The organism is Brevundimonas sp. UBA7506, from assembly GCF_002479495.1.
GTDB lineage: Bacteria > Pseudomonadota > Alphaproteobacteria > Caulobacterales > Caulobacteraceae > Brevundimonas.
In genome coordinates this window covers 371,293-388,304 of the sequence record NZ_DLNQ01000005.1, presented here as the reverse complement: position 1 = coordinate 388,304, position 17,012 = coordinate 371,293, and the positions used below count along the sequence as shown (strand labels likewise).

General features: G+C 66.8%; 12 protein-coding genes. 4 read left to right on the top strand and 8 right to left on the bottom strand.

Going from position 1 to position 17,012, the window contains the following annotated elements:
* Positions 1-4: 4 nt before the first annotated feature.
* Together B3K53_RS03675 and dusB are read right to left on the bottom strand one after the other, a co-directional pair.
* Positions 5-2,257 (bottom strand): sensor histidine kinase NtrY-like, encoded by a 2,253-nt coding sequence (locus B3K53_RS03675; protein WP_409515771.1) that lies wholly within the window; start codon positions 2,255-2,257, stop codon positions 5-7.
* Positions 2,257-3,309, bottom strand: coding sequence for a tRNA dihydrouridine synthase DusB (gene dusB / locus B3K53_RS03670; RefSeq protein WP_292082736.1), 1,053 nt, complete (start codon positions 3,307-3,309; stop codon positions 2,257-2,259). Before dusB ends, B3K53_RS03675 begins: the two co-directional genes overlap by 1 nt.
* Before the next feature lie 65 nt (positions 3,310-3,374).
* On the opposite strand from dusB, the gene B3K53_RS03665 reads away from it, so the two are divergent.
* Positions 3,375-4,511: a bifunctional 2-C-methyl-D-erythritol 4-phosphate cytidylyltransferase/2-C-methyl-D-erythritol 2,4-cyclodiphosphate synthase gene (locus B3K53_RS03665; protein WP_292082734.1), complete on the top strand. Its 1,137-nt coding sequence runs from the start codon at positions 3,375-3,377 to the stop codon at positions 4,509-4,511.
* Here B3K53_RS03665 and B3K53_RS03660 read toward each other — a convergent pair.
* Positions 4,508-5,809: a diguanylate cyclase domain-containing protein gene (locus B3K53_RS03660; RefSeq protein WP_292082733.1), complete on the bottom strand. Its 1,302-nt coding sequence runs from the start codon at positions 5,807-5,809 to the stop codon at positions 4,508-4,510. The two genes, B3K53_RS03665 and B3K53_RS03660, sit on opposite strands and share 4 nt — an antisense overlap.
* 287 nt (positions 5,810-6,096) lie before the next feature.
* Between B3K53_RS03660 and B3K53_RS03655 the strand changes: the two genes are divergently transcribed.
* On the top strand, positions 6,097-6,927 hold the full coding sequence (locus B3K53_RS03655) for a YihY/virulence factor BrkB family protein (protein WP_390182931.1): 831 nt from the start codon (positions 6,097-6,099) through the stop codon (positions 6,925-6,927).
* Here the strand turns inward: B3K53_RS03655 and B3K53_RS03650 are convergent.
* Positions 6,893-7,090, bottom strand: a complete 198-nt coding sequence (locus B3K53_RS03650) for a sulfurtransferase TusA family protein (RefSeq protein WP_390182913.1) — start codon at positions 7,088-7,090, stop codon at positions 6,893-6,895. The two genes, B3K53_RS03655 and B3K53_RS03650, sit on opposite strands and share 35 nt — an antisense overlap.
* A 38-nt stretch (positions 7,091-7,128) precedes the next feature.
* Positions 7,129-7,623, bottom strand: coding sequence for a CinA family protein (locus B3K53_RS03645; RefSeq protein ID WP_292082729.1), 495 nt, complete (start codon positions 7,621-7,623; stop codon positions 7,129-7,131).
* A gap of 83 nt (positions 7,624-7,706) precedes the next feature.
* On the opposite strand from B3K53_RS03645, the gene B3K53_RS03640 reads away from it, so the two are divergent.
* Positions 7,707-9,983, top strand: a complete 2,277-nt coding sequence (locus B3K53_RS03640) for a fused MFS/spermidine synthase (protein WP_292082728.1) — start codon at positions 7,707-7,709, stop codon at positions 9,981-9,983.
* On the opposite strand, the gene mfd is transcribed toward B3K53_RS03640, so the two are convergent.
* Both mfd and B3K53_RS03630 read right to left on the bottom strand, forming a co-directional pair.
* A complete protein-coding gene (gene mfd / locus B3K53_RS03635; RefSeq protein WP_292082727.1) occupies positions 9,980-13,417 on the bottom strand; it encodes a transcription-repair coupling factor in 3,438 nt (1,145 codons plus the stop codon). The genes B3K53_RS03640 and mfd overlap by 4 nt on opposite strands.
* Before the next feature lie 11 nt (positions 13,418-13,428).
* Positions 13,429-13,743, bottom strand: a complete 315-nt coding sequence (locus B3K53_RS03630; protein WP_292082726.1) for a succinate dehydrogenase assembly factor 2 — start codon at positions 13,741-13,743, stop codon at positions 13,429-13,431.
* Between the two features lie 83 nt (positions 13,744-13,826).
* Between B3K53_RS03630 and recG the strand changes: the two genes are divergently transcribed.
* Complete coding sequence (gene recG / locus B3K53_RS03625; RefSeq protein WP_292082725.1) at positions 13,827-15,917, top strand: ATP-dependent DNA helicase RecG; 2,091 nt, start codon at positions 13,827-13,829, stop codon at positions 15,915-15,917.
* Here recG and B3K53_RS03620 read toward each other — a convergent pair.
* Positions 15,914-17,011 (bottom strand): DUF3089 domain-containing protein, encoded by a 1,098-nt coding sequence (locus B3K53_RS03620; protein ID WP_292083364.1) that lies wholly within the window; start codon positions 17,009-17,011, stop codon positions 15,914-15,916. The genes recG and B3K53_RS03620 overlap by 4 nt on opposite strands.
* Position 17,012 lies beyond the last annotated feature (1 nt).

Sequence of the window (17,012 nt, the reverse complement as noted above, 5' to 3'; positions counted from 1 at the left end):
TCTCTTACTCCGCCGCCCGCGCCGTGCCGGGGGCACGTTGGGCAGCCTTGCTGTCTTGGGTCAGGGGGAAGATCAGGCACACGCGTGCGCCCGATAAAGTCTCGGCGTCTGCCAGCTTCAGCTCGCCGCCGTGGTCTTCACAGATGCGTTTGACGATGGCCAGGCCCAGGCCCGTACCCTTCTCGCGCGTCGTAACATAGGGCTCGGTCAGGCGATCACGATCCTTGGCCGGCAGACCGACGCCGTCGTCCTCAATCACGAAGGTGGCGATCCCGCCCTCGACCGTCAGGCGGGCGATAATGCCGGTTGCTTCCGCTGGAGCCGTATCGCGCATCCGCCGCGCGGAAACGGCCTCGCCGGCATTCTTGAGGATGTTGGCCAGGGCTTGACCGACCATGCGCCCGTCGCACTGCAAGATGACGTCCGGCAGAGGTTCGATCAGTTCAACAACGATATCCGCCGCCGCCACACGCTGAGCGAATACCGCCTCGCGCAGCATTTCTGCTGGGTTCTCGCGCGTGAAGCGCGGGGCCGGCATCCGGGCGAAGGACGAGAACTCGTCCACCATGCGGCCGATGTCGCCGACCTGTCGGATGATGGTCTCGGTGCAACGGTCAAACACCTCGACATCGTCGCTGACTTGCGAACGGTATTTGCGACGCAGGCGTTCGGCCGACAGCTGGATCGGCGTCAGGGGGTTCTTGATCTCGTGGGCGATGCGACGGGCGACGTCGCGCCAGGCGGCGTTGCGCTGAGCCGTGACCAGCCGTGTGATGTCGTCGAAGGTCAGGACCATCTCGCCACTCTGCCCGCCTTCGATACGGACGCGCAGACGACGGGCTTCACCGGCGCGGCTGACGTCGATGTCCTCTTCAATGTGGGCCTCGGCGCGTTCGGAAAGTTCAGCCAGTTCAGGCGCGACCTCGGCCAGCAATCGCCCCTGCACATCCGCCTCGTCGATGGCCAGAAGTTGGCTGGCGCTGTCGTTGATGGCCGAGATGCGGCCCATGCGGTCCAGACCGATCACTCCGGCGCTGACGCCCGACAAGACCGTCTCGATGAAGCGACTGCGGCCTTGGGCGTCGTCGCTGGCGGTCTTCAGCGCCGCCTGCTGGGTCATGATGTCGCCGGTCATCCGATTGAAGGCCTCGGACAGGACGATCAGGTCAGACGGCGCCCCCGTATTGTCGACCCGCGCGCTCAGGTCGCCGCCCGCCACCTGGTCCGCCGCCTTCACCAGACGGCCGATGGGAGCCGAAATCGAACTGGCCGCGGACATGGCCAGCCAGACCGCGCCGACCAGAACCAGCAGGGCGGTCTCCAGATAGCTGAGCGCGAAGGCCGCTTGAATCCGCGCCCGACTTTCCTCGGCGGCGCGATAGGCGGCGATGGATTCCTCGCCATTGCGCATCCGCTGGATCAGACCCGGCGCTAGGGGCCGGACGACATAGAGGTAGGCGTGACCATAGTCAGGCAGCGGATACAGCGCTCGCACCATGTCCGGGTTTTCAGTCACGGTCGTCGGCGCCACTTCGCCGGCCGCCACAGTCTCGAACGCTTCCTGCGGAGGGGCAACATAGGGCGGCGCGTCGGGCTGCTCGCCGCTGGCAAGAATCTCTCCGTCGCTGTTCAGAATATAGAGGGCCGGATAACCGAAGAAGTCGCCGATCTGGGCCAGAGCACGTGAAAATTGAATGCGGTTGTCGAACAGGCTTCGCACCCCGCCCAGTTCCGTCGACATCGTCTCAAGATCGACCTCCAGCCCCGCGCCGACATCGGCGACGTAGGCCCGGCCGATTTCGGCGCCGTTCTCTACCGCCGAACGGACATTGGTGCTGAACCACTGGTCCACGCCGCGGTTGACCAGGACACCGAACACCAGCGCGATCAGGACCGCCGGAACGACGGCGACCAATGAAAACAGGGTGACAAATCGCAAATGCAGCCGGGAGCCAGGGTCGTTGCGGTTCCTGGTCAGACGCAGCACCCGCCCGCCGATCACTGCGGCCAGACCGCCGATCAAGACCAGGTTAGCCAGCAGGATGAACAGGACGAACTGACTTGCCGCTGTTCGTGCATCGCCGCCGGCTGTCGCGCCTGGCGCGATGGCAACCAGCCAAATCGCCGCGGCGGCGATCAAGGAGGCGACAGCGTAGGCAGAGACGAACAAGGCCCGGGCGCGACCGCTAGCCAAACGCCCCCAGAGCGAACGCTCGGGGTCGTGACCTTCAGTCTGCGCGGCAGGCAACTCCGTCATCACCTTGCAGCTTCAACCAACTGTGGCCGATTTTCAACACTAGAGTTGCTGAATTGATCCACCGCAACCGACCAAAGCTGGGAAAGCGCTTTCTCAACCTCACCGGGCGTCTCCAGCCGACAGAGGCGCGCCTTGGCGGCGCGTCGCTCCAACGGTTCCTCCGGCCAAGGCGCCTGTTCGATATACCAGCCCAGATGCTTGCGGAACATCTTCAGGCCAAGCGGGAGGCCATAGAATGCCGCTGAAGCCCGCAGGTGCTCGATGACGATGGCCAGACGCTCTTCACGACTAGGTTCCTGAAGTCGGGTTCCATCCGTCAGCGCGCGTTCCAGATGGGCCGCGAGCCAGGGCCGACCATAGACCCCTCGGCCGAGCATCAGGCCGTCGGCGCCGGACTGAGCGAGAGCCTCTCGCGCCTGTTCGGCGGTTATGATGTCGCCGTTGACGATGACTGGAATGCCCACCGACCGCTTGACCTCGGCCACCGCGTCCCAGTCCGCGACGCCGGTATAGAATTGCTTGCGGGTGCGCCCGTGCACCGTGACGGCGGCAACACCGAGATCCTCGGCGCGCCGCGCCAGATCAGCCGCGTTGTGGCTGTTCTCGTCCCAGCCCAGACGCATCTTGACTGTGACCGGGCGACTGACGGCCGCCACGACCGCCCCCATGATCGCCGCCGCCCGTTCGGGGGTGCGCATCAGAGCCGAACCGCAGGCAGCGCCAGTGACCTCCTTGGCCGGGCAGCCGAAATTCAGGTCGATGATGTCCGCGCCCGCCTTTTCCGCCATGCGCGCGCCTTCGGCCATGGCCGCCGGATCACCGCCGACCAACTGGATCACCGTCAGCGGCAGTCCGCCGCCGACAGCCGCACGTCGCACCACGTCGGGCCGCCCGCGCGCCAGTTCCGCCGAGGCGACCATTTCAGTCGCGACGTAGGTCGCGCCCAGCTTGGAGGCGAGCACTCGGAACGGCAGGTCAGTGATCCCCGTCATGGGGGCCATCAGCACCCGGCCGGCGATCCGCACGTCTCCGATTTGCAATCCTGTGCTCATATGGCCCTTACCGCCAACTGTTGCCCCTCTCGTCAAGCGGAACTGGGGCGCTTAGAAGGCCGGACATGGGATTTGCAGCAATCGTTGTGGCGGCCGGTTCCGGCTCGAGAGCCGGCGGAGACAAGCAATGGCGGAGCGTCGGCGCCAAGCCGATGGTCCGCTGGTCGGTTGAGACCTTGCTGAAGGCAGGGGCCGATCCAGTTCTCGTCGTCGTCGCGCCAGGCGCCGAATCTCGATTGAACGAGGCGCTGGACGGGCTGTCAGGATGGACCGCAGTCATCGGCGGCGCCACGCGAGCAGAATCAGTCTGCGCTGGCCTGACCGCTCTGGCCGCCAAGGACGACACGCCGGTCATGATCCACGACGCGGCCCGACCGTTCCTGACCTCCGAGGTGATCGAACGCCTGCTGGCGGCGCTGAATGACGCCGACGGGGCCCTGCCCGCCCTTCCCGTGGCCGACAGTCTGCGTCGCGGCGTGGACGGCCTGGTTGTCGGCGGCGTCGAGCGCGAAAGTCTCTGGCGCGCCCAGACGCCCCAAGCCTTCCGCCTCAAGACCATCCGCGACGCCTACGCCGCCTGGACCGATGCCACCGCCCCCACGGACGAAGCCGCCGTGGTCGAGCGCGTCGGCGGCCGGGTGCGCCTGGTCGAGGGCGACGCTCGCTTGATGAAACTGACCTACCCCGAGGATTTCGCCATGGCCGAGGCCCTGTCGCCCAAGACCTTCCGCATCGGCCAGGGCTATGACGTGCATCGCTGGGGGCCGGGAACCTCGGTCTGGCTGTGCGGAGTCGAAATTCCTCACGACCAGACCCTGATTGGGCATTCCGACGCCGATGCAGGCCTGCACGCCCTGACCGACGCGATCCTCGGTGCTATCGCCGACGGCGACATCGGCGACCATTTTCCGCCCAGCGATCCGCAATGGAAAGGCGCCTCGTCGGACCGCTTCCTGGTTTATGCGGCTGAACGCGTGACCGCGCGCGGCGGCCGGATCGTGAATGTCGATGTGACCCTGATCTGCGAGCAGCCCAAGGTGAAACCGCATCGCCTGGCCATGCGCGAACGCCTCGCCGAGTTGCTGCAGATTCCGCTCGACGCGGTCAGCGTCAAGGCGACGACGAGCGAGGGCCTCGGCTTCACTGGTCGCGGCGAAGGCCTCGCCGCCCAGGCCGTGGCCTCGGTGGAACTGCCCGCCTAGCTCCTGGACAGATCCGCCGACGCCCGCTCAAGCACGGCCGCAGGCGTTTCCCCGTTGCGCATTTCCGCCACCCCGACTTCAAACTCGACCACGAAGGGCGAACGATCCTTGCCCGCGTCGAAAGCGGTGCAGGCGATCACGGCAGAGATTCGTTCGGCCGCCATGCGCGCAGCGGCCGCGCTCGTGGCGGGCAGGACCAGAGCGAACAATTCGGGCCCCAGTCGCGCCGCAGTATCCTCTACGCGCACAAGTCGCGACACCATGGCGCCGATCTGGGGCATGGCGCGATCCAGCCAGCCGCCGTCGCGCGCCTGAACGACAGGGTCACGTTCGGCTACTCGCAGAACGCAGACTGACAGGGCGCGATTGCGTGATCGCGCGCCCTCGGCGAGACGCGCCAGATGGGAGGCGAACAAATCGCGTGTGAACAGGCCGGTGGCCGCGTCCGTCAGGTCCGAGCCCCGAACTGAATCGAGGGCACGCCGGATGGCCTGACGACGGCGATGGTTGCGAGCCAGAGCCAGAACCCGCTCGGCCGTCTCGTCCTCCGGCGTTTCAGCCGCGGCCACATCGGCGAAGCCTCTGCGGAACAGATCCGCCAGTTCGACCTCGGCCGCACCACGCAAATAGAGCACCAGCGGAATATGATAGAGGCGCGTATTCCGCTTCATGCCGGACGCGATCGACAAGGCCGGCGCATGATCTTGCCCCCCCCAAAGCACGGCGGCGTCAAACGCCCGCTCATGCAGGTAGTCGAAAGCGGTGTAGGGCGTCGGCGCGGCGATGACCTCGGCGCCGGCAGCCGACAGGGCGTTGGACATGGCCAGGAAGCGACGGTCGGCCGCTCCCGCCGTCAGAATTTGCAGGGGCGTATCGCCGAGATCGGGCGCCTGCAGGGTCACCCCGTGAGCCGCGAAGGTCTGCTGCCGCAGCTTGAACTCCTCTTCGGCGATGCCGGCGCGCGTCAACTGATCGAGCCGCAAGGCGGCCTGCGCCGGATGCGGCGCCGAAGACATGGCAAGATCGACGTCGCCTTGGCCTGACTCGTCACCGATCATAAGGATGGGCAGATAGCGCGGCGCGGCGGCCTCACGAAGCCGGGCCAGCGCGGCGCCGCCCTCCATTCCGCGCGCGTCAATTACGGCCGCATCGACCGCCATATCCTTCAACACCAGAACGGCGGCGTCCAGCGTCCGCGCCGTCATCGTGGGCCATCCCAATTGGTCCAGACCCTCGCAAAGCGGGCCGATCAGGTCGTCATCGAAAGCGACAACCAGTACGCGCGGATCGGAATCCAAAAGTCTCTCCTTGAGGCCCGGTCGGTTCGCCCCCGACGCCGATGCTCCGAGCCGTGGCGATGATACCGACGCCTCCCCCTGTCTAGCAATGGGGCCGGCGCCGACCTCAGGTTACAATTTAAACCGCGCTGACAGAGGGTTTCGCCATTGGCCGAATGAGGTTAATCGGTCGCTTTGACGGATGCCGAGGTCCAGGCTTGAACCAACAACACCGATTGACGGCCCTGCCCCTTTTCTGGGGCAAGCTGGCGGTTCGCTCCTTCACCCGGAGTTGGGGGCGCGACGTCATGCTCTACACGGGCGGCGTATCCTTCTTCGCCCTGCTGGCCGTCTTCCCCGCCATCGCCATCCTGATCGGCTTCTACAAGGTTGTCCTCTCCATTGGTCAGGTCAGCGAGCAAGCGGCGGCACTGGCCGATGTCGTCCCGCACGCGGCGCGCTCCATCTTCCTGAACGAGATCGACCGCCTGGCGAACGCCTCGGCCCGCACTGTATCGGCGCAAAGCGCTCTCGCCCTGATCATCGGCGCATACGCCGCGCACCGCGGTTTCAAGGCCTTGCTGGCGGGTTTGAACCTGATCCACGACGAGACGGAGCCGCACGGCTTCTTCAAGTTCAACATGCTGGCCTTCCTGGTCGCGCTGGCCGCCTTCGTCCTGTTCACCGTGGTGTCTGGCGCAGTCGTGACATCTCGGCTGATGGAGCACACCCACGCCCAGGACCCCGTCGGTCTGCTGGTCCTGCCGCTGGACGGCCTTTGGCCCTCGCTCGGCCTGTGGCTCGGCCTGACCATGCTTTACCGTTACGCCATGTCCCACGCCGCGCGCGTGGCGTGGAAGGCGGCGATCATGGGTGGTCTGATCGCCACTGTCATGTCGACCTTCTTCTCATGGCTTTGCGCCATCTATGTCGAGCAGATCGCCCAGCTCGGCGCCACCTACGGCTCGGTAGGCGCGGTGGTCGTGCTGCTGATCTGGCTATCATGGAACGTCAACGCCATCTTCTACGGCGGGGCCTTCGCCACCGAACTGGAGATCGCGTGGAAAACGCCGGAGCCGGAAGTTGAGGCTGACAGCTCGGTCGTCAATCTGTCGGAACGCCGCCAGTCTCGACAGTGATGCGCAGCACGCCGTCCTGCTCCTCGACCCCACAGACCTTCCCGCCCAGATCCCCCATCAGATAGGGTACGTCGATCCGCGCCATCGGGTCCGTCGCCAGCAAGGTCAGCCGCGCGCCCGGCGCCGCCCCCTCCATCGCCCTGCGTAAACGCAAGCTCGGCACGGGGCAACGATGCCCGCGCGCATCCACCACAAGCCCCGTCACGCGGTCACCGCCCTCAGCAACATGGCCAGGGCGACGCGCACGCTTTCCAGTCGCACCGCCTCCCTCCCGATATCGCCGAACCAGCGTTCGTCATGAACAACGACGCCGTCGCGTCCGACGGCCGCGAAATGCACCAGTCCGACGGGCTTTTCGATTGAGCCCCCGCCAGGCCCCGCGACCCCGGTGATGGACACCGACGCCGAGGCCCGCGATCTCTGAACCGCCCCCTGCGCCATCGCCCGCGCGACGGGGTCCGACACGGCGCCGAAACGCTCCAGAAGCTCGCCGTCCACTCCGAGAAGCTCGACCTTGGCCTCGTTGCTGTAGGTGACGAAGCCGCAATCCAGCACGGCCGACGAGCCCGCGATGGCCGTGATCGCGCCCGACACCAGACCGCCGGTACAGCTTTCCGCCGTCGCCACCATGACCCCGGACTTAAGCCCGGCTTCGATCACGGCTTCAGCCGCAGCCTGAATATCATCGGGGAACATGGCTATGCGCTCCGTCTGCGAGTCGGTCTAAGGCTGCCGTCAGGGAGCGGGTCAGTCGACCCGCAACAGCCAGCGGATCGCGAATGACCGATTCCACCATGACGACGGCCCTCCGCAAGGGCGCAGCGATAACACCCGTCTTGTTCGCCGTCGCCATCTTCACCTCGGCGTCTCTCGTTTTTATCGTCCAGCCGATGGTGGCCAAGCTGGTCCTGCCGATGCTGGGTGGATCGCCGTCGGTGTGGAACACCTCCATGGTCTTCTTCCAGACCGCGTTGCTGGCCGGATACGGCTATGCGCATCTGCTGCAGCGCGTTCGATCATTGAAATGGCAGGCGGTCGTTCATCTCGGCCTTCTGGCGGCGGCGGCGCTGTTTCTGCCCTTGCAGATCAGCGGCCTGTTGGGCGAGCCTGATCCTGCGGCTCCGAATGCCTGGCTGCTGGCGACGCTGGCCTTGTCGGTCGGCGCGCCGTTCGCGATCCTGTCAGCCACGGCGCCGCTCCTTCAGGCCTGGTACGCCCGTGTGCGCGCCGACCACGCCGATGGTCAGAACCCCTACGTCCTCTATGCCGCCTCCAACCTCGGCAGCTTTCTGGCCCTGCTCGCCTACCCGGCCGTGATCGAACCGCTGATGTCCCTGTCTGGCCAAAGAGTCGGCTGGACCGGCGGTTACGGGCTTTTCGTCATTCTGGTGGTCGGCCTCGCGGTCGTGGTCTGGCGCCGTCGCTCGCAGGACGCACCTGAGCCCGCGCCTCTGGCCGTCAGCGCGCCCATTCCCTGGCGCGAGAAGGGCGTGCTGGTTTTGCTGGCCGCGGCGCCGTCCAGCCTGATGCTCGGCGTCACCGCCCACCTGTCGACGGATGTGGCCTCAGCGCCCTTCCTCTGGGTCGCGCCCCTGGCCCTCTACCTGCTGACCTTCGTCATAGCCTTCCAGACCCGGCCGTGGATCAGCCTGCCGACGACCCTGGTCCTTCAGGCCGCACTCGGCGCCGTCGTGGTCAGTCTGGTGGGCATGAACACCGGTCAGTGGCTGTTGCTGCTTCTGGCCCACCTGACCGCCTTCTTCTTCACCGCACTCATGTGTCACCAGCGGCTCGCCGCGCGACGTCCCGCGCCGGATCGGCTGACCGAGTTCTATCTTCTGCTGTCGCTGGGCGGCGTGGTCGGCGGAGCGTTCAACGCCTTGCTCGCCCCGGTCATCTTCAACGGCGTCTGGGAGTATCCTCTGGTCATGGTGCTGGTCGGGCTAGCGAGACCGTGGGGCGATGGCGCCCTGTCGCGCCGCGATATCCTCCTTCTGCTCATCGGTATCGGAGTCGCCGTCGCGCCGCCGATCATCCTTGAGATCATGCGCTACAACCCCGACTTCCGCGCCCTGCTCAGCGACCAGGCGCGATTGCAGATGGTTCAGGTCATTCTGGGCGGGGCGGCGATCTGCGCCTTTCTGGTCCGCGACCGTGCGATCCTGTTCACCATCATCATCGCCGCCATCACCCTGTCGGCCCACCACGTCGGTCGCGGCTACGACTGGAACCTGACGGAACGCAGCTTCTTCGGCGTGATGCGGGTGGCCGTCACGCGCGACGACAGCATGGGCGGTGACCTCCATGTCCTAATGCACGGCACCACCCTGCACGGCGCCCAGGCCCGCGCGCCCGGCTTCGCCTGCAGCCCCACCATGTATTACGCTACCGCGACACCCCTAGGTCAGGCGGCGCAGCGAATCCAGCAGCGTACCCCGGCGGCCAAGATCGGCGTCGTGGGCCAAGGCTCAGGCGCCATGGCCGCCTACAAGCGCGCCGAGGACGAGCTGACCTTCTTTGAGATCGACCCGATGGTGGACCGCGTGTCGCGCGATCCGTCCTGGTTCACCTACATCTCGCAGTGCGCCGACGGACCCATTCGCACCGTGCTGGGCGACGCGCGCCTGACCATGGCCAAGGAGGCGCCGGGCACCTACGACCTGCTGGTCATCGACGCCTTCTCGTCGGACGCCGTGCCCACGCACCTGCTGACGGTCGAGGCCATTCAGGGCTATCTCAAGCTACTGAAGCCTGACGGCGTGGTCGTGCTACACCTGTCCAACCGCAACCTCGAGATCACCATGCCGGCAGTCGCCGCCGCTCGTCAGCTGGGCGCCGCCGACCTGCATCAGATCTATATCGAGCAGCCGAACGCCCCCGAAATGGCCGAGGCCTCGACCGAGGCCCTGGCCATCTCCCCGACCGCCGAAGGCCTAGCCGACTTCAAGGGCGACGGCCGCTGGCGCAAGCTGGCCCCGACCGAGGTGCGCCCCTGGACCGACGACTACGTCAACCTGTTCGGCGCCTTGATCCGGCAGATGAAGGGGCGCGGTTAAGCCGCCCCCGCCACCCGCGCCAGATCGGCGGTGATCCGTTCGGCGACCTTCAGACGGTCGTCGGGCGTGGGCCATTCGCCCTTCACCACGATCTTCTGATCCGGCCTGATCTTCCAGAAGGCCTGGTTCTTCTGGATCAAACCGACCAGTCCCATCGGATTGGGGAAGCTGTTGTTGCGCAGGGTCAGAACCGCGCCCTTGGGCCCGATGTCGATCTTCTCGATGCAGGCCGTGCGGCAGTTGGCCTTGATGCCGACAATGCGCAGAAGCTGCTGCGCCTCGTCCGGCAGCGGGCCGAAGCGGTCGATCAACTCGGCCGCCATGGCCTCGCGATCCTCCATCTTTTCAGCGTCCGACAGGCGACGATAGAGGCTAAGGCGAACGTTCAGGTCTGGCACATAAGCTTCTGGAATCAGGACCGCCGCGCCGACGTTGATCGACGGCGACCAGCCTCGGTCGGCTACGCCCTCGCCCGCTTCGCGCAGTTCGGCGACGGCGTCTTCCAGCATCTGCTGATACAGCTCGACCCCGACCTCGCGAATGTGGCCCGACTGCTCGTCGCCCAGCAGGTTGCCGCCGCCGCGCTGGTCCAGGTCGTGACTGGCCAGTTGGAAGCCGGCGCCCAGATTGTCCAGCGACTGCAGCACCTGCAAACGCCGCTCGGCTGACAGGCTCAGCGGACGCTTGGGATCAGTCGTCAGATAGGCGAAGGCCCGCGCCTTGGACCGACCGATGCGGCCGCGAATCTGGTGCAACTGGGCCAGCCCGAACATGTCGGCCCGGTGCACGATCAGGGTGTTGGCCGTCGGAATATCGATGCCGCTCTCGACGATGGTGGTCGAAACCAGCACGTCGTACTGCCCGTCGTAGAAGGCGCTCATCACCTCCTCCAACTGGGTCGGGCTCATCTGACCGTGGCCGACCACGAACTTCACCTCGGGCACCTGCTCGCGCAGGAACTTTTCGATGTCCGGCAGTTCCTTCAGGCGCGGCGCGACATAATAGGCCTGACCGCCGCGATACTTCTCGCGCAGCAAGGCCTCGCGCACCAGCACCGGGTCCCACGGCGTGACATAGGTCCGCACCGCCAGACGATCGACCGGCGGCGTGGCGATGATCGACATCTCGCGGATGCCAGACAGGGCCATCTGCAGGGTGCGCGGAATAGGCGTGGCGGTCAGGGTCAGCAGGTGCACGTCGGCCCGCAGGGACTTCAGCTTCTCCTTGTGCTTGACGCCGAAGTGCTGCTCCTCGTCAACGATCACCAGGCCCAGATCCCTGAACCCGACCTGTTCGGCCAGCACCGCATGGGTGCCGACGACGATCTCGAAGGTTCCGTCCTTCAGGCCCGCGCGCGTCTCGTTGGCGTCCTTGGCCGTGACCATGCGCGACAGGTGACGCACCGTGATCGGCCAGCCGGCGAAGCGCTCGGAGAAGGTCTTGAAGTGCTGGCGCGCCAGCAGGGTCGTCGGGCAGACGATGGCCACCTGCTGACCGCTCATGGCGACGACGAAGGCCGCCCGCAGCGCCACCTCGGTCTTGCCGAAACCGACGTCGCCGCAGATCAGGCGATCCATCGGCGTGCCCTTGCCCAGATCTTCCAGCACGTCACCGATGGCGTTCAACTGGTCGTCCGTCTCCTCATAGGGGAAGCGGGCGCAGAACTCGTCGAACAGGCCGGACGGCGGCACGATGGCGTCGGATACCCGCAGCGCCCGCTTGGCGGCCAGGGCGATCAGACCCTCGGCCATGGCGCGCAGGCGTTCCTTGGCCTTGGCCTTGCGACCCTGCCAGCCGGCCCCGCCCAGGCGATCCAGCTGAACCCCGTCGGCGTCGGTGCCGTATCGGGTCAGAAGGTCAATGTTTTCAACCGGCAGATAGAGCTTGCTGTCGCCGGCGTAGAGCAGTTCCAGACAGTCGTGCGGCGCCTCCTGGATTTCCAGCGTCTTCAGGCCCTCATAGCGCCCGATGCCGTGATCCAGGTGAACCACCAGATCGCCCGCCGTCAGGGCCGAGGCCTCGGCCAGGAAGTTGGAAGCCCGACGCTTGCGCTTGGGCCGCGCCAGACGGTCGCCCAGGATGTCGGTCTCGGAAATGACCGCGACCTCGTCGGTGACGAAGCCGTGCTCGACTGGCAGAACCGCGCGCAGATAGATGTCTTTCGGCGCCGCCAGAACATCGTCCCAGTCGCGCACCGGCAGGACGTGGGTCAGGCCGTGATCGCCCAGCATGGCCGCCAGACGCTCGGCCGAGCCCTCGGTCCAGGAGGCGAACAGGACCCGCTTGCCCTGCCCCTTCAATGCCTCGGCGTGCTGCGCCACCGCGGCGAACAGGTTGACGCTGTCCTGCGAGCGCTCGGCGGCGAAGCTGCGGCCCAGACGCCCGCCGGCGTCCTCGCCCGATCCGGCGGCCAGCGGCGAAAGGCGTCGCACGGCCCGCCCGGCCAGGGCGCTGTTCCAGTCGCCTTCGTCCAGATAGAGGCTCTGCGGCGCGGGCGCGCGATAGGCTGCTCCTCCCTTGCCCTTGGCGGCCTCCTTGCGCGCCTCATAGGCGTCGCTCGTCAGACTCCAGCGCTCGGCGCGGGCCTGCTCGACCTGACTGTCGAGGAAGACCGGCGCGCTGTCCGGCAGGAAGTCGAACAGGGTGTCGAGCCGGTCGTAGAAGAGCGGCAGCCAGTGCTCCAGCCCCTGACGGCGCGCGCCCTCGCTGACGGCGGCGTACATGGGCTCGTCGCCCGGCGCGCCGAACAGATTCAGATAGCCGCTGCGGAACCGCGAAATGCTCTCGGCGTCCAGCAGAACTTCCGACACCGGCAGCAGGGCGACCTGCTTCAGTTGCCTGGTCGAGCGCTGGGTTTCGGGATCAAAGGCGCGGATGGATTCCAGTTCGCTGCCGAACAGGTCCAGACGCACCGGCTCATCAAAGCCCGGCGGGAAGACGTCGATGACGCCGCCGCGAATGGCGTATTCACCACGCTCCGACACGGTCGAGGCGCGCACATAGCCGTTGGTCGAGACGTAGCGTTCCAGCGCCGCCGTATCCAGATCACGCCCGACCTTGGCCTCGAAACCGGCGCCGGTGACGGCCTGACGCGGCGGCGTGCGCTGGGTCACGGCTGCGACGGTGGCGACGACCAGCACAGGCTTGACGTCCGACGGATCGCGCTGGGCCAGTCGGGTCAGGGTCGCCATGCGCTGGGCCGCAACCGAGGCTGTGGGGCTCAGACGGTCGTAAGGCAGGCAATCCCACGCCGGATATTCAAGAACTTCAATATCCTTGGCGAAGAAGCCGAGCGTCTGGGTGAAATTACCTGCGCGCTGATAATCTCGCGCCACCAGCAGGCCGACGCCGCCCTGGGCCTTCAGCCGCTCGGCGACGACCAGCGCATCCAGCCCCTCGGGCGCGCCGCCCAGTTCGACGTCACGCCGCGCCATCGCCTCACTCATCAACCGATACCCTTGGCCACTTCCGCCGCAACGTGTTCGCGCATGAAGGCCCGGATGCGCGCCAGCATCGGCCCGTCGAACTCGGGCGGGGTCGGCTCCTTCTCGATGATCCAGGCGTAAAGGTACTGGTCCTCCTCGTTCAGGAGGTGCTCCAGTTCGTCCAGTTCGGCGTCGCTCAGCGTCGGCCCGATCTGGTCCGTGAACGGCCCCAGCACCATGTCGGCCTCGCGGAAGCCGCGTCGCCAGGCGCGGTAGGAAATCCGGCCGAGTCGTTGTTTCCGAGCGTCCTCTGGACGTGCATCAATATCGGCCACGCGGTTCCTTGCCCGGTCCGTTCATGTGAAGAGTTGGATCAGATAGCGTTCCCGTTCCGTTTTCGCCAGCTATGCTGAGGCTAATGCGGCCCGAGATTCTCTTTCCCCTGTTCGCGGACGTCTCCACCCTGAAGGGCGTGGGGCCCAGAAGCGCGCCCCTGGTGCACAAGCTGGCGGGTCCGCTGGTGCGCGACGTCCTGTTCCTGTCGCCGTCAGGGATCATCCAGCGCCGCCGCACGACCGCCGCCGCCGCCGTCGAGGGCGAGATCGGCGTCTTCGAGGTTTTGATCGACCGGCTGATCCCGCCGCACAAGATCGGCGCGCCGTTCAAGATGCGGGCGTCGGATGAGACCGGCTTCGTTCATCTGATCTGGTTCGCCGGATCGCCGCGCCATATCGAAAGCCTGGCCCCGCGCGGCGAGCGGCGGCTGGTCACGGGCAAGGTCGAGCGCTTCAACAACGAGGTGCAGATCGCGCACCCCGACTACATCCTGCCGCTCGAAAAGGTGGACGAGATTCCCCTGTCCGAGCCCATCTATCCGGCCACCCAAGGCCTGACCTCCCGCGTGGTGCGCAAGCTGGCGCAGGGCGCGCTGGCGTTGGCTCCAGAGTTGGCCGAGTGGCAGGATGCCGCCTGGCTGTCGGCGCGGCGCTGGCCCGGCTGGCGCGCCGCGCTGGAGACCCTGCACGCCCCGACGACGGAACTGGACCTGACGCCCGAGGCCCCGGCCCGTCAGCGCCTGGCCTATGACGAGCTGTTCGCCCACCAGCTGGCTTTGGCGCGCCGTCGCCGCACGCGACAGATCACCCCAGCGGCGCGCATCAGGGCTGGCGAGGCCTCGCGACGGATGCTGGCCGCCCTGCCCTTCACCCTGACCGGGGCCCAGGCCCGCGCTCTTGAAGAAATACGCGCCGATTTGGCCGCGGGCGAGCAGATGGGGCGGCTGCTGCAAGGCGACGTGGGCTCCGGCAAGACCGCCGTCGCGGCCCTGGCTCTGGCCGACGCAGCGTCCAGCGGCTTCCAATCCGCCCTTATGGCCCCCACCGAAATCCTGGCCCGCCAGCACTATCAGCGACTGGCCCCGATGCTGGAGGAAGCCGGCGTCTCGACCATCCTGCTGACCGGCCGCGACACGCAGAGCGAGCGACGTCAGCGGTTGGCGGCTCTGGCCTCCGGCGAGGCCCAGGTCGCCATCGGCACCCACGCCCTGTTCCAGGACGCGGTCCAGTTCCACCGCCTGGCCCTGGCCGTCATCGACGAGCAGCACCGTTTCGGCGTCAATGAGCGCCAGCGGCTTCAGGCCAAGGGTGATCCGGCTATTGGCGGGGTCCACCTGCTGACCATGTCGGCCACGCCCATCCCGCGCACACTGGAACTGACCCAGTACGGCGAACTGGAAGTCAGTCGCCTGATGGAGAAGCCCCCGGGCCGCACGCCCGTCGCCACCGCCGTCCTGCCTCTGGTCCGTATCGGCGAGGTGGCCAAACGGCTGAAGGCGGCGGTCGACAGCGGGGCGCAAGCCTACTGGATCTGCCCTCTGGTGGCTGAATCCGAAGCCATCGATCTGGCCGCCGCCGAGGAACGCGCCAATGATCTGCGCCGCATCCTGCAGGTCGAGGTCGGCCTGGCCCACGGCCAGATGCCGGGCGCCGAGCGCGAAGCCGTCATGGCCGAGTTCGCCGAGGGCCGCATCCCGCTGCTGGTCGCCACCACGGTCGTCGAGGTGGGTGTTGACGTGCCCAACGCCTCCATCATGGTCATCGAACACGCCGACCGCTTCGGCCTGGCCCAACTGCACCAACTTCGCGGCCGCGTCGGACGCGGGGCCAAGTCCAGTTCCTGCATCCTGCTATACGGCGGTCAGGACGGTGCGCTGGGCGAGACCGCGCGCGAACGTTTGGAGACCCTGCGTCGCACCGAGGATGGGTTCGAGATCGCCGAAGAAGATTTCCGCCTGCGCGGCGGCGGCGACCCGCTTGGCCTGAAGCAGAGCGGCTTCCCGGCCTATCGCTTCGCTGACCCTATCAAGCATCGCTCGCTGATGCTGGCGGCGTCCGACGACGCCCGCCTGATCCTGGGCCGCGATCCAGATCTGACCAGTCCGCGCGGCCAGGCCATACGGGTGCTCGAGGCCCTGTTTGACTGGCGGGCGGACCGATCGGGAGCCGACTAGGAGGTCTGCCGGGTGTTCCAGGCAGCCAGCCGCGCCAGGGCGTCCGCTTCAATGTCCGCATAGAACAGATTGTAGGGTCGCGCCTTGCGGCGGTCAGCCCAGCCGCTGAACTCACGGAAGGATTCCGATTTCAGCACCGTGTGACGCAACAGGCCGTCGCGGCATTGGGTGGCGATCTGACGGTCGATAAAGGCAGGGCGAAGCCCCCACTCCAGCCCTGTGGCGTTGGCGGCGCCCAGGTGACGGCGCTCGGGAACCGCCGCGCCGTCGTCGCTACCGGATACCGGGTTCACGCAAAGAGCGGGGCGATCGCCCAATTCAACCAATTGGCCGCGGTCATCCCAGATCAAGGCGCGTCGCAGCCTGCGCTTTGCAGCCCCTTCGTCGCCCTCGCCGACCTGCGACCAACCCACGACGCACCCCGTCTGATCCCGGGCGTGACAGGCGGTGATCGGCGTCGTCTGATTCACAGCGACAATGGCGTCCATCAGATAGACCGCGACCAGCCGCTGGCGCAGACTCGGGTCCACCGCCACGCGCTCCTTCACCAGACGCGCGATCAGGTCCGCCCCCTGCTCGACCCCTGCCAGGATGATGGGCCCGGTCAGATGCTCCGCAAGCCATTGATTGAACGCCTGTTCGACGTCGCCATAGGCGAAGGCGCGCGCTTCACGGGCATCCTCGCGAAGCGTCAACCGCGTGTAGAGGCTGGCCTGCCGATAGCGTGGCGCGCTGATGGCGCCGGCTCTGGCGAAGGGACCGGCATAGTTGGGAATCACAACCCGCTTCAGATAGGCGTCGGCTTTGCGGTCGCCGATCGGACCGTTCCAGCCCGCCCCGCCGTTGTAGGTGGTCGAATGGACAAAGAAGATGGCGGCGTTTTCCGCGCTCGGAGCCCGGGCGTCCAGCAGGGCCCAAGCCGAAGGCTGACGATAGTCAGGCGGGGGCGGCGGCTCATAGGTCTGGAACGGAACCTGGGGATCCAACCCCGCCTTGAGTATATCGCCGCGCCAGACCATGACAGCGGCCACCAAAATGAAGACGAGCGCAAAGCCCGTATAGCCGACCCATTGGCGCAAGGTCAGGCTGGGCATC